The organism is Halogeometricum sp. S3BR5-2 (assembly GCF_031624635.1).
GTDB classification, from domain to species: domain Archaea; phylum Halobacteriota; class Halobacteria; order Halobacteriales; family Haloferacaceae; genus Halogeometricum; species Halogeometricum luteum.
Genome location: NZ_JAMQOQ010000006.1, coordinates 1 through 14243, shown reverse-complemented (window position 1 = coordinate 14243; position 14243 = coordinate 1). Strand labels below are relative to the sequence as shown.

The window sequence follows — 14243 nt, the reverse complement described above, 5'->3', positions numbered from 1 at the left end:
GCCAGACCGTCGGACAAACCGGGGTAAAAGTGGTTCCCGACCCTCCTTCCGCGTGATGCGAGCCTACGAAGTCACCGCAGAGGACGCCGACTACGACGGTGTCGAACTGGTGGACCGGGACCGACCGACGCCCGACGACGACGAGGTGCTGGTACGCGTCCGCGCCTGTTCGCTCAACTACCGGGACCTGGCCATCGCGAGCGACGAACTCGCCTACCCCGGCTCGGACCTCCCCGTGATTCCGCTCTCGGACGGCGCGGGCGACGTGGTCGAAACCGGCGACGACGTGGACCGACTGGCCGAGGGCGACCGCGTGGCGACGCCGTTCGCGCCCGACTGGGTGGACGGGCCGGGGACGCCCGAGAAGACGGCGCGGACCACCGGCGGCAACTTCCCCGGCGTGCTGGCCGAGTACGCCGCCTTCCCGGCCGACGCCGTCCCCCGCCTCCCCGATAGCCTCTCCTACAAGCAGGGGGCATCGTTCTCCTGCGCGGGGCTGACCGCCTGGCGCGCCCTCGTCGAGGACGGCGGACTGCACGCCGGCGAGACGGTGCTGGCGCTCGGAACCGGCGGCGTCTCGACGTTCGCGCTTCAGTTCGCGGCCATGCACGGCGCGCGACCCGTGGTCACCTCCTCCAGCGACGAGAAACTCGAACGCGCCGAAGCCCTCGGCGCGGCGGAGACGCTCAACTACGAGTCGACGCCCGACTGGGGCGAGGCGATTCGGGCGCGCACCGGCGGCGTCGACCACGTCGTCGAAGTCGGCGGCCCGGGGACGCTCGAACGCTCCCTGACCGCGGCGGGCGCGAACGGACACGTCCACCTCATCGGCGTCCTCGCGGGACAGGCGGGCGAAGTCGACCCCGGACCGGTCCTCGCGAAGTCGCTGAACGTCGAGGGCGTGATGGGCGTCGGGAGTCGCGCGATGTTCGACCGGATGCTCGACGCCGTGGAGACGACCGGGATGGAACCGGTCGTCGACCGCGTCTTCGACTTCGAGGACGCCCGCGAGGCCTACCGGTACGTCGACCGCGGCGAGCATCAGGGGAAAGTCGTCGTCGCGGTCGAGTGAGCGGTCCGCGAGGCCGGATTCTCACCGGCCGCACTGCCGGGGCAGTGCGGGTCTGAGTACGCGGACGTTGTACTAACAGCCATAGTTTTTTTCAGCAGAGAACTTGATTATTGGAGTGCATCTTTAAGGCGGTGCGAACGACTGCGCCGTCGGTGCCATCGATTCGGCCGACGCGGACGCGCGGAAACCTCGGACTCCGGACGGAGATACGACAGTGACCAGGACACGACGCGCCTTTCTGAAGCGCGGTGGTGCAGCCGCCGGGATAGCCGCGACCGCCGGCTGCACGAGCGTGCTCGGTATCGAGTCGACGAACACGGTGCAGGTGAGTTCGATGCGCTTCACCGAGGACATCATCCTCGGGTACATGGCGCTCGAATCGCTGCGCGAGAACACCGACCTCAGCGTCCTCGACGAGACGGGACTCGGGGGCGTCACCATGAACTTCCGCGCCGTGAAGAACGGCGAGGTGACGCTGTACTGGCTGTACTCGGGCGGCGCGTGGGCGACCATCCCGCCGAAACACGACCGGGTCATCCCCGACGCCGAAGAGCTGTATCAGGCGGTGAAGCGGGAGTTCGAGCGCGTGTACGACCTCGAGTACCTGAACCGTGCGCCGTTCAACAACACGTACGTCCTCATCGCGGACCCCGCGTGGGCCGAGCGGACGGGCGTGCAGACGATGAGCGACTTCGCGAGCTACGTCGCCGAGGGCAACACCGACTTCACGGTCGTGATGGGGCCCGAGTTCCAGCAGCGAGCGGACGGCTGGCCGGGGCTGGCGAAGCACTACGGCTTCGACCAGATGCGCGGGAACCTGAACGTCCGCAACGTCGGCTCCTCGCTCACCTATCAGATCGTCGGCGAGGGGGGCGCCGAGGTCGGAATGGGGTTCAGCACCAACCCGAAGATCCGGCAGTACGGGCTGACGACGCTCGAAGACGACGAGCGGTTCTTCCCCATCTACAACCCCGCGCCCCTGGTGAACGGCGAGGCGCTGGAGGCGATGCCGGAGATGCGCGAACCGCTGAACGCCATCGGGCCGACGCTCGACACCGAGACCATCCTCCGGCTCAACGGACTCGTCTCGCTGCAGGGTCGGGACCCGCAGAACGTCGCGCGCGAGTACCTCCGGTCGGAGGGGTTGATCTGACGTGATTCCCGCCGCCTCGTTCCTCGGCGAACTCCTCTCGTTCGCCGCGGAGAACGCCGGTCGCCTCGCGCGACTGTCGTACGAACACGTCGCCATCACCCTCTGGACGCTGGCCATCGCGCTCCCCGTCGCCGTCTCGCTCGGCGTGGTCATCAGCTACCACGAACGCGCCGCGACGGTCGTCCTCTGGGTCGCGGGGGTGTTGATGACGATTCCGGCCATCGCCTTCTTCGGCGTCCTCGTCCCCGTGCTCGGCATCGGCAACCCGCCGACCATCGCCGCGCTGGTCGCCTACGCCCAGTTACCGGTCATCCGGAACACCTACATCGGGCTCACCCGGGCCGACGACGCCGCCATCGAGGCCGGGACGGGACTCGGGATGAGCCGGCTCGAACGCCTCCGGCGCGTTCGACTCCCGGTCGCGCTGCCCGTGGTGATGGCCGGAATCAGGAACGCGGTCGTCATCCTCGTCGGCCTCGCCGCCATCGGCGCGTTCATCGGCGCCGGCGGCCTCGGCGACTTCATCTTCTACGGTATCAGCGCCGGCGACACGGCGATGATAGTCGTCACCACGGTCGTCCTCTCGGCGCTGGCGCTCGCGTTCGACTACGCCTTCGGGGTGCTCGAACAGTGGCTCAGGCTCCGCAACGGCGAGGAGGTCGACCGGGCGGCCCTGACTCGAACGCTCGCTGCGGTTCACGCACGACTCTCATGATCAGATTCGACGACGTCCACAAGAAGTACAGCGACGGAACGCACGCGGTGCGAGGCCTCGACTTCGAGGTCGAAGCGGGAACGACGACCGTTCTCGTCGGCCCCTCCGGCTGCGGGAAGACGACGACGATGAAGCTCGTCAACCGGCTTGAGGAGCCGACCGACGGCACCGTCTACTACGACGGCACGGACGTGAGCGAGCTCGAAGCGACCGAGCTCCGCCGGCAGATCGGCTACGTCATCCAGGACATCGGGCTGTTCGACCACATGACCGTCGGCGAGAACGTCGCCACCGTGCCCGAACTGAAGGGATGGGACGAGGAGCGAACCGACGAGCGAGTGGACGAACTGCTCGACCTGATGGGGCTCCCGCCCGCGGAGTACCGGGACCGACACCCCTCGGACCTCTCCGGCGGCCAGCGTCAGCGCGTCGGCGTCGCCCGGGCGCTCGCGGCCGGCCCCGACGTGATGCTGATGGACGAACCGTTCGGCGCGCTCGACCCCATCACCCGTGAGGAACTGCAGGACGAGTTCATCGACATCCAGCGGGAGATAGAGACGACCATCATCTTCGTCACGCACGACATCAACGAGGCGCTGAAGATGGGCGACCGAATCGCCATCCTGCGAGAGGGCCAACTCGTCCAGTACGACACGCCGACGGCGCTGCTGAACGAACCGAAGACGAAGTTCGTCGAGGAGTTCGTCGGCCCCGACCGGACGCTGAAACGGCTCCGCGTGCTCCGCGTCGAGGAGGTCATGCAACCCGAGGTGCCCGACGAACACGCCGACATCGTCGACGCCTTCCGCGGTGACGACGCCGTGATGGCCGACGGGGGCGAAATCGTTCCGGTGTCCCCCACCGACAGCGCGCAGGTCGCGCTCTCGCGGTGCATCCAGGCCGGCGTGGAGGCGCTACCGGTCGTCGAGGACGCGGAGGTGGTCGGCGTCATCACCGAGTCGGCCATCCGACGGTCGGAGGGCGCATGACGGGACTCCTCGGACTGCTCGCGGAGACGTGGGCGTACCTCCTCGCGAACTCCGACCGCTTTCTCGAACTGTTCCGCGAGCACCTCCTGTTGGTGTTCGTCTCCGAGGCGCTGGCGGTGGCCGTCGCGATTCCGCTCGGGATACTCGCGACGCGGAACGACCGGGCGAAAGGCGTCGTCGAGACCGTCGGTAACGTCGCCCAGACGATTCCGACCCTCGCCATCATCGCGCTCATGTTCCCCCTCTTGGGGCTGGGTTTCCTCCCCGCCCTCGTGGGCCTGTTCGTCTACGCGCTGTTGCCCGTACTGACGAACACCATCGTCGGCCTCGAGGACGTCGACGACGGTACCGTCGAGGCGGCGCGCGGGATGGGGATGTCGGAGTGGACGGTGCTGCGGAAGATTCGACTGCCGCTCGCGCTGCCCGTCATCTTCGCCGGTATCCGCACCAGCACGGTGCTCAACGTCGGCACCGCCTACCTCGCGTTCTTCATCGGCGGCGGGGGCCTCGGCGTGTGGGTCATCGGCGGGATTCAGCTGTTCAACACGCCCCAACTCCTCGCCGGGGCCGTCAGCGGCGCGCTGCTCGCCGTCACGCTCGACGGTCTGCTCGCGCTGGCGGAGCGACGGCTCGGAACCGGGACGAGCAGCGGTCAGGCCGCGGCGAGCTAACCGGTCGAATCGCGGCCGACGGACCGACGCGCTCTTTTCGGACGCGAAAAACTCGATGCGGTCTCCCGTCAACGAGTACGAGGACGAGCACTAGGCGAACCAATCGAGCGACGGGTTCGGTTTTATTTCGCGCTCCGCTGCGACGCGTCCGGTCTCGGTCGCCCTCTCGTCGAGTTGCGCCCGATTGGTGTCTGGATGGAGCCGTCGCTCACTCTTCGCTGGCGATCTCCGCGTGACTTTCGACCCGACGACCGACGTCGAGGTGGTAGTTCTTCAGCACGTCTCGCCCGAGCAGAAGGGAGTGCGTCATGTGGGTTCGGTCCTCGATATTCGCGGCGACGGTGTACTGTTCACCGCCGATTCCGATGACGAGGTCGACGACCGGTCGCGTCTTGGACTGCTTGGAACTCCCCGACCGCACCCGTGAGACGGTGTGAATCGGCCCCGCTCCGATGTCCGCGGCGAGTCGCAGGTCGATACTCGTTCTGGCGGCGCCGGAATCGGACTTTGCGACCACGGTCTTCGTTCCGCTGGTCCCGCTGACGACGACCTGCTCGGTGAATCCGATCGTAATCGCCTCCTCCGACCCGACCGGCTTCGGAGCCGGTTTGCAGCGGGGGACCGAGTCGTCGAGGGTCGATGCGAGCCCCTCAACTCGGTCCGCATCGACCGACCCGCCCGCGTACTCGATGGCCTGCTGGGCGATGTACGGGGCCGGACTCCGCCCCGTCGCCTGATAGAGACCCCTGAACCCGGCCGTCGGGTTCACCTCCAAGATGTACCACTCGCCGTCGCCCTCGATGAGGTCGACACCGGCGTAGTCGAGTCCGAGCGTCGCCGCCGCGCGGCGAGCGAGGTCGAGCACCGCTTTCGGTGTGGAATCCGTTACGTCTTCGACGCTGCCGCCGCGGGCGACGTTCGTCCGCCAATCTCCCTCGGCGGCGTGTCGGTGCATCGCCCCGATCACCCGATCACCGACGACGTACACGCGGAGGTCCCGCGGCGTCTCTCCGTCGCATCCGATCAACTCCTGGAGGAACGCGCGGCGTTTCCCGACGCGGGCCGTGAGCGGGTCGGTCGTCAACACCTTCCACGCTCCGCCCCCGTGCGTCCCGATCGCGGTCTTGTACACCGCCTCGCTCCCGAACTCCTCGCGGACGTGTTTGAGTTGGTCGTTGCTGAGCGCGAGAGCGGTCTTCGGGACGGGGAGCCCCTCGTTGACCAGCGCGATCGCTGCGGCGGTCTTGTGCGCGGCCCGTGCCGTCGCATCCGGTGTGTTTAGCATCGGGCGAATACCCTCCAGCGTTCGGGCCAATCCCAGTTCTTCGGCCGGTTGGTCCGTATTCGACAGGAGCAGTCGATTGGCGATCACGTCGACGTCGGGGCTGAGTTCGGCGTCCCTCTCGCGGATGCGGACGACCGTATTCTCCGCTCGCAGCCACTCCGGTTCGTGACCGAGCGCCTCCACTGCATTCAGGATCGCCTTCGTCTCCTTGCTGTTGTGGAGGCTCAAGACGCCGACACGAACGGGAGACTCACTTCTCGGTTGACTGGAACGTTGATCGGTTCGAGTCATACATCACACGGAGGTAAGGCACGGACGGATATGACTCGTGCTATCGTTCCACATATCAGACACTCTCTGTACTCCTCTGGATTAGCGAAAACCAGACGTTGATTCCCTCTACTCACCGGCGACCCGCAGAACCGTCGCGAGTCGTGGGAACCCGGTCTCGTCCGGATTTCGTATCGCGGAATCTGGTTTATCGGTGTGTCCCGGACGAGCAGGTAGAAGTGCCGAACCCAGCGGTAAGAGATTCGAGAACGGTCGATTCAGAAGCGCACGGCGACCTAACGAACGATAACGGGACTCACACCGCAAACGCGCGGAGTGTCTCGAACTCGTCGGCGGCAACCGCGTCGCACAGCGACGAGGAGTCCACCTCCTCGGGCATCGCGGCGGGGTACTTGCGGCGGAAGTAGTCGAGGAGGTTCTTCACGTCGCGTTCGAGCAGTTCGCGCGCGTTGTCGTGTTCGGTGGCGACCGCCTGCGGCCAGTCGAAGACCGTCACCCCCTCCTCGCCGACGGCGACGTTGTACTCGCTCATGTCGGCGTGGACGTACCCCGCCTCGTAGGCGCCGGCGACTTCCCGGACCACGAGGTCGAAGACGCCGACCACCTGCTCGGACTCCAGTTTCGCCCGGTCGAGTTCGACGCCGGCGAGTTTGTCCATCACGATAGCGTGGCGGTTCTGGTCGATTGGCCGCGGCACCGCGACGTCGGGGTAGAGGTCTTCGAGCACCTCGTACTCCCGTTCGGCCGCCTTCCGGGCGGTGTAGAGCCACGAGACGTGCTGGTTCTCGGAGGTGTACTCGCGTTCGCGCATCACCTCGCGGAAGTTCGTGTACCCCTCACGGTGGAACTTCAGCGCCAACGGTTTGTACGACTGCACCTCGAACACGTCGCTCTCCTTGCCGACGCCGAGGGGGGCGCCGACCCCCTGAATCGTATCCCGCTTCGAGAACGTGCGGAGTGCGAGGGCGTCGTAGCCCTCGACGGCGAGTTTGTACCCCTCGTACTGGATGGTCTTGCGTTCGACCAGGTCGCGGCGCATACAGCGGTTCAGTCGGTACTCCACGTTCTCGGCCGTCAGACCCGAGAGTTCGGGGAGTTTGCCGCGGTTCACCCACTCGCCGAAGCGCATCCCCTGTTCGACGCCCGACAGGAGGTAGAAGTCCTCGGCTTCGAGTTCCGCCATCACGCCCGCGACGTTCCGCACCATACCCGACCGACGCCCGCGACGCCTAAAAGGGCCGCGAGTCGAGGCAGTAAATTGAATAACGCTATATCGAATTCCGGCGCTCGGTCATTTCGGCTATGCTCACGCCACGACGCGGGCGTCGCCGCGAGTTGCCCTCTCCCATCGAATCGCCGTTCTGTGGCGGCGTATCGGCCGCACGCGTCGCCGCCGCACCACCAAGCATTTACGAATGTCACTGAACGTTGATGATACGATGCCCTCCACGCGCAGACGATTTCTCCTCGGTGCGGCCGCGACTCTCCTTTCCGGCCTCGCCGGGTGCAACGGCGAGTCGTACGGATCCTCGACGGCGGTCGAGAGGTCGAACCGCTCCGACCCCGGCCCCGTCCCCGACCACTACGTACTCAGGAACGCCGGCAACGAACCGCCGGCGTGGTTCGTCGACCCCGACGAGGAGACGACGACGGAACGAGGAACGGTGCCGGACCGGATGCGCGAGACGCGCGGGTTCGTCGCCAGCGAGACGACGGCCGACCGCCTCCGGTTCGCGGACGTCGACGGCGCCGACGCGGCCCGGGAGTTCGTCGCCGCGACCGACTTCGAGAGCGAGACGGTGTACGTCGAGACCGAATCGGTCTCGGAGTGTCGCACGCTGTCGCTGTGCGGGGTCTCGTGGACCGGTTCGAGCATCCACACCGACTACGGAAGCACCTACCGCGACGCCGACGTCGCCTGCGAGGCCGACGCGAGGGACGGCGTCTCGACGTTGATTCGCATCCCCGAGGCGCTCGATCCCGACACCGTCAACAGCTACGGTTCCGGGTGGAGCAGCAGGGGATGTCGTCTCCGACGGCCGCCGGAAGAGGAGCGGACGACCGAGCCGCCGAACTTCGGTCCGGCGACGGCCGACGACGGGGGGTCGGCGGGGACCACAGAGACGCTGAATCGAACGGCGAACCAGACGACGGAGGTCGACCGATGAGCGACGGGGGCCGACCGAAGAACGACGACGCGCGGAACGGACCGAGTCGCTCGCGCCGCGGCCTCCTCGCTCTCGCGGGGAGCGCGGCGCTCGCGGGTCTCGCCGGGTGTACCGGTCTGGACGACCTGAATCCGCTCGGGGCTGACGAACCGCCGACGATAGACGGCTCGGCGCTCGAAGCGGCGCTCTCGGGGGAGACGCCGACGGTGACCGAACCGCTCCCGGTGGACGTGGAGGCCGCCTACGTCGACCGGCGGGTCGGCGCGCTTCGGGAGGCGCTCTCGTCGGTCCCCGCACCGTTCGACGCCGAGGCGGTTCCGAACGGGATGGTAAGAGAGGAGTTCGGAAGGCTGTACGACCGGGCGACCGAGGCGCTCGGGCGGGTGTCGGAGGCGGGGTCGCCGGCCGACGCGCTCGAACCGCTCAGGTACGCCCGCCGCTCGGTCCGGGAGGTCAAGGCCGCGTGGGCGGCGGTCGATTCGGGGCTCACCGTCGCCGCCGTCGAGTCGTCGGTTCCGACCGTCCGACGGGCGTACGAGTCGTTTCGCGAGCGGTGGCGGTACGTTGGTGAGGACCCCGTCCGGGCCGCGTTGGTTCACGCGAAACTGGAGGAACTGGTCGCGGACGCTGGGCGGCGGCTGAACCGGGCACCCGGCCGGACGCGCCACCCCCGCGAGAGCGCACTCGGCGTCGGCGAGTTCGCGGCCGACCTCGAAGCGGCGCGCGCGGCGGTGGAACAGGCGGCGTACCTCTTCGGGCGTTTCGAGTCGTCGCTGAGGAGTCCGCGCTCGGTTCGGGACGAACTGACCGCCGCGGGGGAGCAACTGTCGTCGATGCTCGCGGACCGGCGCGGCGCGCTCTCGGCCCCCGGTCCGGGGTCGGAGGCCTCCGCGTACGTCGAGGGGGACGCCGACCTGAAGCCCGTCGCTCACGCGGCCGCGGACCTCCGGCGAAGCATCGAGTACGCCGACGACATCGACGACGAGCGGAAAACGGGTCAGCGAGCGCGCGTCGTCGTCTCCGCGCTCCGTACGCTAACTCGCGTCCGGGCGTTCGAATCGCTCCGCGAACGCGTCGAGAACGGAGCGTACGTGACCGTCGAGAGCGCCGCGGACGTCCGCGCGATTCGCGAGGCGGCGGTCGAGGCGGTCGGCAACGCTCTCGACTCCGAGACGAACCCGCTTCTCGTCCGAAGCGCCCTCGGGACGGTGGGGTTCGAGTACGTCGCGGACCGACTACACAGATACGAGGGGCAAGAAGAAGTGTCCGTCACGTGGTTAGCGGACGGGCTGAGCGGGTACGTGGTCGTCGAGGCGACGGCGCTGGCGACGCCGGAGACGACGGCCGAGGTGGCCGAAGTGCTCCGCCCGAACCGCTGACCTCGGAAGGTCTCTACTCCACGTCGATGACGACGGGGCCGTCGCCGTCGTCGTCCTCGGGGAAGTCGCCGGGTCCGCCGCCGCCGAAGTCGTCGTCGAAGTCGAACTGGTCCTGCAGGTCCGACATCGCCATCTCGAAGTTCCACTGGTTCGCCTTCCACACCGCGTCGAACAGCGTGCCGACGTACGGAACTGCGCCGCCGGCGGTGTCGATGGCGACGTTGGCGAGCATGGCGACGAGCGTCTTGTACGAGACGCCGAGGCGCGCCGACTCCGCGACGATGTACAGCGAGAACGCCGCGCTGGCGAGGTCACCGACGACGGGGACGACGCCGAGTATCGGGTCGAGACCGATACTGCTGTTGGTCCCGGGAACGTCTATCAGGTCGTCGAAGGCGTGCGCGACGGTTCGCATCCGCTCGACGGCCGCCTCGTCTACTCCCTCGGGAATCTCTCCGTCGTAGCCGTCGAACTCGTCTGCGAAGTCGTCTCGTTCCATACGCACGCGTAGGGAGCGAACACTCAAAAAGACGGTGGCGGACCGTCTCGCAACCGTTTCCCTCCGTTCGGACGGACTGTCCGGACGCCTGGACAGCCGTCGGCGGACGGCGAGAGGTCGACGCACCGACTCCCGCCCGAACCGCGGCGACGGAGCTACGCTTATCACTGTTCGAGAATATCTCCAGATGATGGTGGACGGAATCGAGATACCCGACGAGAAGCTTCGGGCGAAGGTAAAGGGGGAACGAGCGGGGGCGGACGTCGGCGGGATGCAGTACATCGGCTACGAGGTCGGACTGACGACGAACAGCCTCCACGTCTACGGGAAACACTGCAACGCCGACATCGCCGACGAGGACTTCCGCTACGTGGTGGTCCCCCTCGACAGCGTCCGGGCGGTCAAACTCGCGGACCTGAAAGACCGGGGTCGGTCCGTCGAGATTCACCTCGGCGAGTCGGACGACATCGTCCTCTACAGCGAGAACCAGAAGACGCTCGGAACGAACCTTCGGCGCCTCTTCCTCCTCGTCTCCCGCCTGCTCTCCTGAGTCGGCGCGCGCGCGGCCGCGGGCGACGAAACCGCTTTCCCGGACTCCCGCGTAGCCCGCGACATGAGCGACCCCGACTCCGACTCTGACGCCGAACTCGGGCCGGACGAGGCGCGCGGTCCGTTGGCCGACCGCGAGTGGCGACTCGTCCGCGAGGAGGCGCGGGACGGCCCGATGCAGATGGCGCTGGACGAGATAGCCGCCGAGACGGCCGCCGCGGGCGGCCCGCGGACCGTCCGCGTCTATCGGTGGCAACCGAGCACGCTCTCTCTGGGCTACCATCAAGACCCGGAGACGGTCGACTGGGCGCACTGCGAACGCGAGGGCGTCACCGTCACCCGCCGGCAGACCGGCGGCGGCGGCATCTACCACGATTCCGAGGGGGACATCTCCTACTCCATCGTCGCGCCGAAGGCGGAACTGCCGGGCGACCTGATGGAGAGCTACCACCTGCTCTGCGCGCCCGTTCTCGACGCCTTCGCCCGCCTCGGCGTCGACGCCGACTTCGTCGACGAGTCGGTGCCGGAGATATGGCACCCCGCGTGCTACCTGCGCGAACTCCACCCCGCACACGACGTCGTCGCCGGCGGCAAGAAGGTGAGCGGCAACGCCCAGTACCGCCGGAACGACTCGGTCGTCCAGCACGGGTCGCTGACTTACTCGGTCCGGGCGGCCGAGCATCTCGCCGTCTTCGACGGCCACGACGTGACCCCCGACGCGTTCGCGGACAGGGTGGGCGGCGTCGACGAGTTCTCCGACGCCTCCAGCGCCGAGGCCGTCTCGGCCGTCGAGTCTGCCCTCGAATCATGGGCCGACGCCGACGAGGGCGGGTGGACCGACGACGAACTCGCTCGCGCGCGCGAGCGCGCGGAGGAGAAGTACGCCGACGACGAGTGGGTCCGGCGCGACCCGCGGGAGCGGGCGTCCCGAAGCTAAAACTAGAACCCGAACGTCTCGACGTCGTCGGCGTCCAGTTCACGGACGACGGCGTCGTGAATCTCGCCGACCGGCGGCGTGTCGCGCGTCGGGTCCAACCAGTGCTCGCCGACCCACTTGTAGCGGACGCGCATCTCCCCGTCGACGAGGAAACAGGAGCGGTGCGCGCGGTGGGAGACGCCGAACGCCCGGTAGCGCACGTCGAACGCGTCGGCGAGTGCGAGGCGCGTGTCCGCGAACAGCGGGAATCCGAGGCTGAACTGGCTGATGAACTTGCGGTGGAGTCGCTCGCCGGACTTGCTCGCGCCGACGACCTGTACGGTATCGCCCGTGGCGAACCAATCGAAGTCGCGGAACTCGCACCACTCGGAGACGCAGTCGGGGCTGAAATCCATCGTGTAGAAGTTCAACAACACCGGTCGTTCGGCCGTGAGTTCCGACAGCGCGACGTCCGCCGTCTCCCCGTTCGACCGGACGATTCGCTCGCGCACGTCCGGCACCGTCTCCCCCACTGCGAGTCCCACCTCGGACATATACCGTAGACACACGCTCCAATTACATAGACTTTCTTGAACGAATGGTAACCCGGACTGCCTCCGGACGACGACCGTCGTCCGAAGTCACTATACGCCCCTGCCTCCTGCGGTCTGCCATGCGCGTCGGAGCACACGTCTCGATGGCCAGTTCGAAAGTCTCCTCGGACGAGGAGACGCCGCCGCACGGCAACGTCGCCAACGCGGTTCACCGGCAGGTCGCCTTCGGCGGCAACTGCGGGCAGATATTCACCACCTCGCCGCAGGTGTGGCGCGACCCCGAGATAAGCGACGAGGAGGCGGAACTCTTCCGAAAAGAGACGGCGGAGAAACTCGACGGTCCGTGGGTCATCCACTCGTCGTACCTCGTGAACCTCTGCACGCCGAAGGAGGACCTCCGGCGGAAGTCGCTCGAATCGATGCAGACGGAGGTGGACATGGCGGAGAAACTCGACATCCCCTACGTGAACGTCCACCTCGGCGCACACACCGGGGCGGGCGAGGAGCAGGGACTCGACAACGCCGTCTCGGTGCTGGACGACCTCGCCATCCCCGACGGCGTCACCGTCCTCGTCGAGTCCGACGCCGGAAGCGGAACGAAGATGGGCGACGAGTTCGAGCACCTCGCCTACGTCATCGAGGAGTCCGAACAGGACCTCGATATGTGTCTCGACACCGCCCACGCGTTCGCCGCGGGGTACGACCTCTCGACCGAGGAGGGGGTGTACGACACCGTCGCGGAACTCGACGACGTGGTCGGTCTCGAACACCTCGCGTGCGTCCACCTGAACGACTCCAAGCACGAGTGCGGGACGAACAAGGACGAACACGCCCTCATCGGCGAGGGTCTCATCGGCGAGGAGGGGATGTCCGCGTTCGTCAACCACCCGGACCTCGCGGACGTCCCCCTCGTCCTCGAGACGCCCACCGAGGACGGCAAGGGGTTCGCGTGGAACATCGCGCGCGTGAAGGAACTCCGCGAGGGCGAGTAACGCAATCGGTCCGACCGTCGCCTCTCTTCTCTCTCACCTCCCTGTCAGGTAGGAAGATTGATATCCGGGAGGCCGCTACCCGGCGACGATGACCCACCGCGACCGGACCGCCCTCTCTCGTCGCTCCGCCCTCCGCGCCGGCGCCGGTGCCGCCGTCGGACTCGGACTCGCCGCTCCGACCGTCGCCCGCCCCGCCGCCGCCCGCGCGGACGACGACACCGTGGCCGCCGCGGCCGACGCGGCGGGGGCGACCGAACTCACCGTCGCCACGCGCAACCTCGGCCTCGGCGCGAACCTGTTCGCCCTCTTTCTCGTCGAGTCCGTGCAGGGCCTCGCGCGCACCGTCGGCGACCTGTACGCCGACATCGAGCGGAGCGCACCGACCGAGCGAATGACCGCGATAGCGGGCGAACTCGTCCGGACGCGACCCGACGTGGTCGGCGTGCAGGAGGCCGCACTCGTCCGGACCGACGACGCGGGCGACGGCGGCGCCGGCGACCCCGACGCCGAGACGGTCGCCTTCGACTTCCTCGCGGACCTCACCACCGCCCTCGACGCCGCGGGCGAACCGTACGAGGTGGCGGGGGTGACGACGAACGCCGACGCGGAGTTCCCCGGACTCGTCGACGGCAAGGAACTCGACGTGCGCCTCACCGACCGCGACGCCGTCCTCGTCCGGGCCGGCGCCGACGTCGAGGTGACGGGGACGTCGTCCGCGACGTTCGAGGAGGCCCTGACGGTACCCGTCGGCGACGACCGGACGTTCCGCGTCGACCGCGGGTACGGCGTCGTGGACGCGACGGTTCGGGGCGCCGCGGTGACCGTCGTCAACACTCACTTAGAGTCGTCCTCCGAGAGCGTCCGCGGCGCGCAGGCCGAGGAACTATAGTAGACACTAGAAGTAATTGCTCACTTTAGGGACGGAGAGTTTGTCGAGAGCGGTGTCGATCGCTGTTGTTAGCTCGTCGAGTGAGTCAAAGAATCGGTTGCTCAGTGCCTTTTGCAGCTGT

The 14243-nt window shown here is 67.7% G+C and carries 15 protein-coding genes and 1 pseudogene; 11 read left to right on the top strand and 5 right to left on the bottom strand.

Annotated features, from left to right (window positions below; all coding sequences use genetic code 11):
- Positions 1-55 precede the first annotated feature (55 nt).
- The 5 genes from NDI79_RS18835 (at position 56) to NDI79_RS18815 (ending at position 4600) form a co-directional block, all read left to right on the top strand.
- Positions 56-1072: a zinc-dependent alcohol dehydrogenase family protein gene (locus NDI79_RS18835; RefSeq protein ID WP_310930240.1), complete on the top strand. Its 1017-nt coding sequence runs from the start codon at positions 56-58 to the stop codon at positions 1070-1072.
- Positions 1073-1286: 214 nt separating this feature from the next.
- Complete coding sequence (locus NDI79_RS18830; protein ID WP_310930239.1) at positions 1287-2225, top strand: glycine betaine ABC transporter substrate-binding protein; 939 nt, start codon at positions 1287-1289, stop codon at positions 2223-2225.
- Position 2226: 1 nt separating this feature from the next.
- Complete coding sequence (locus tag NDI79_RS18825; protein ID WP_310930238.1) at positions 2227-2940, top strand: ABC transporter permease; 714 nt, start codon at positions 2227-2229, stop codon at positions 2938-2940.
- Entirely contained in the window at positions 2937-3929 is a 993-nt protein-coding gene (locus NDI79_RS18820) for an ABC transporter ATP-binding protein (RefSeq protein ID WP_310930237.1), read from the top strand. The genes NDI79_RS18825 and NDI79_RS18820 overlap by 4 nt, the downstream gene beginning before the upstream one ends.
- Entirely contained in the window at positions 3926-4600 is a 675-nt protein-coding gene (locus NDI79_RS18815) for an ABC transporter permease (protein WP_310930236.1), read from the top strand. The genes NDI79_RS18820 and NDI79_RS18815 overlap by 4 nt, the downstream gene beginning before the upstream one ends.
- 208 nt (positions 4601-4808) lie before the next feature.
- Here the strand turns inward: NDI79_RS18815 and NDI79_RS18810 are convergent, their stop codons facing one another.
- Together NDI79_RS18810 and NDI79_RS18805 are read right to left on the bottom strand one after the other, a co-directional pair.
- Positions 4809-6176 carry a RimK family alpha-L-glutamate ligase gene (locus NDI79_RS18810; RefSeq protein WP_310930235.1) on the bottom strand — a complete coding sequence of 456 codons (1368 nt, stop codon included), beginning with the start codon at positions 6174-6176 and terminating at the stop codon, positions 4809-4811.
- A gap of 295 nt (positions 6177-6471) precedes the next feature.
- Complete coding sequence (locus NDI79_RS18805; protein ID WP_310930234.1) at positions 6472-7383, bottom strand: serine/threonine-protein kinase RIO2; 912 nt, start codon at positions 7381-7383, stop codon at positions 6472-6474.
- 232 nt (positions 7384-7615) lie between these two features.
- On the opposite strand from NDI79_RS18805, the gene NDI79_RS18800 reads away from it, so the two are divergent.
- On the top strand, positions 7616-8344 hold the full coding sequence (locus NDI79_RS18800) for a hypothetical protein (protein WP_310930233.1): 729 nt from the start codon (positions 7616-7618) through the stop codon (positions 8342-8344).
- Positions 8341-9723: a hypothetical protein gene (locus NDI79_RS18795; RefSeq protein WP_310930232.1), complete on the top strand. Its 1383-nt coding sequence runs from the start codon at positions 8341-8343 to the stop codon at positions 9721-9723. The genes NDI79_RS18800 and NDI79_RS18795 overlap by 4 nt, the downstream gene beginning before the upstream one ends.
- A 13-nt stretch (positions 9724-9736) precedes the next feature.
- Here the strand turns inward: NDI79_RS18795 and NDI79_RS18790 are convergent, their stop codons facing one another.
- On the bottom strand, positions 9737-10222 hold the full coding sequence (locus NDI79_RS18790) for a DUF4112 domain-containing protein (RefSeq protein WP_310930231.1): 486 nt from the start codon (positions 10220-10222) through the stop codon (positions 9737-9739).
- Positions 10223-10412: 190 nt separating this feature from the next.
- On the opposite strand from NDI79_RS18790, the gene NDI79_RS18785 reads away from it, so the two are divergent.
- A complete protein-coding gene (locus NDI79_RS18785; RefSeq protein WP_310930230.1) occupies positions 10413-10772 on the top strand; it encodes a hypothetical protein in 360 nt (119 codons plus the stop codon).
- A gap of 63 nt (positions 10773-10835) precedes the next feature.
- On the top strand, positions 10836-11708 hold the full coding sequence (locus NDI79_RS18780; protein ID WP_310930229.1) for a lipoate--protein ligase family protein: 873 nt from the start codon (positions 10836-10838) through the stop codon (positions 11706-11708).
- A gap of 2 nt (positions 11709-11710) precedes the next feature.
- Here the strand turns inward: NDI79_RS18780 and NDI79_RS18775 are convergent, their stop codons facing one another.
- Entirely contained in the window at positions 11711-12241 is a 531-nt protein-coding gene (locus NDI79_RS18775; RefSeq protein WP_310930228.1) for a redoxin domain-containing protein, read from the bottom strand.
- Positions 12242-12360: 119 nt separating this feature from the next.
- Between NDI79_RS18775 and NDI79_RS18770 the strand changes: the two genes are divergently transcribed.
- Together NDI79_RS18770 and NDI79_RS18765 are read left to right on the top strand one after the other, a co-directional pair.
- Complete coding sequence (locus NDI79_RS18770) at positions 12361-13233, top strand: deoxyribonuclease IV (protein ID WP_310930227.1); 873 nt, start codon at positions 12361-12363, stop codon at positions 13231-13233.
- Between the two features lie 88 nt (positions 13234-13321).
- Positions 13322-14122, top strand: coding sequence for a hypothetical protein (locus tag NDI79_RS18765; RefSeq protein ID WP_310930226.1), 801 nt, complete (start codon positions 13322-13324; stop codon positions 14120-14122).
- A gap of 6 nt (positions 14123-14128) precedes the next feature.
- Here the strand turns inward: NDI79_RS18765 and NDI79_RS18760 are convergent.
- A pseudogene (locus NDI79_RS18760) lies at positions 14129-14243 on the bottom strand (IS630 family transposase); the annotation flags it as partial.

Excerpts from the sequence above, each read along its gene's own strand:
- NDI79_RS18835 (WP_310930240.1), top strand. The coding sequence starts at position 56 with ATGCGAGCCTACGAAGTCACCGCAGAGGACGCCGACTACGACGGTGTC.
- NDI79_RS18820 (WP_310930237.1), top strand. The coding sequence starts at position 2,937 with ATGATCAGATTCGACGACGTCCACAAGAAGTACAGCGACGGAACGCAC.
- NDI79_RS18815 (WP_310930236.1), top strand. The coding sequence starts at position 3,926 with ATGACGGGACTCCTCGGACTGCTCGCGGAGACGTGGGCGTACCTCCTC.
- NDI79_RS18810 (WP_310930235.1), bottom strand. The coding sequence starts at position 6,176 with ATGACTCGAACCGATCAACGTTCCAGTCAACCGAGAAGTGAGTCTCCC.
- NDI79_RS18805 (WP_310930234.1), bottom strand. The coding sequence starts at position 7,383 with ATGGTGCGGAACGTCGCGGGCGTGATGGCGGAACTCGAAGCCGAGGAC.
- NDI79_RS18800 (WP_310930233.1), top strand. The coding sequence starts at position 7,616 with ATGCCCTCCACGCGCAGACGATTTCTCCTCGGTGCGGCCGCGACTCTC.
- NDI79_RS18795 (WP_310930232.1), top strand. The coding sequence starts at position 8,341 with ATGAGCGACGGGGGCCGACCGAAGAACGACGACGCGCGGAACGGACCG.
- NDI79_RS18790 (WP_310930231.1), bottom strand. The coding sequence starts at position 10,222 with ATGGAACGAGACGACTTCGCAGACGAGTTCGACGGCTACGACGGAGAG.
- NDI79_RS18785 (WP_310930230.1), top strand. The coding sequence starts at position 10,413 with ATGGTGGACGGAATCGAGATACCCGACGAGAAGCTTCGGGCGAAGGTA.
- NDI79_RS18780 (WP_310930229.1), top strand. The coding sequence starts at position 10,836 with ATGAGCGACCCCGACTCCGACTCTGACGCCGAACTCGGGCCGGACGAG.
- NDI79_RS18775 (WP_310930228.1), bottom strand. The coding sequence starts at position 12,241 with ATGTCCGAGGTGGGACTCGCAGTGGGGGAGACGGTGCCGGACGTGCGC.
- NDI79_RS18770 (WP_310930227.1), top strand. The coding sequence starts at position 12,361 with ATGCGCGTCGGAGCACACGTCTCGATGGCCAGTTCGAAAGTCTCCTCG.
- NDI79_RS18765 (WP_310930226.1), top strand. The coding sequence starts at position 13,322 with ATGACCCACCGCGACCGGACCGCCCTCTCTCGTCGCTCCGCCCTCCGC.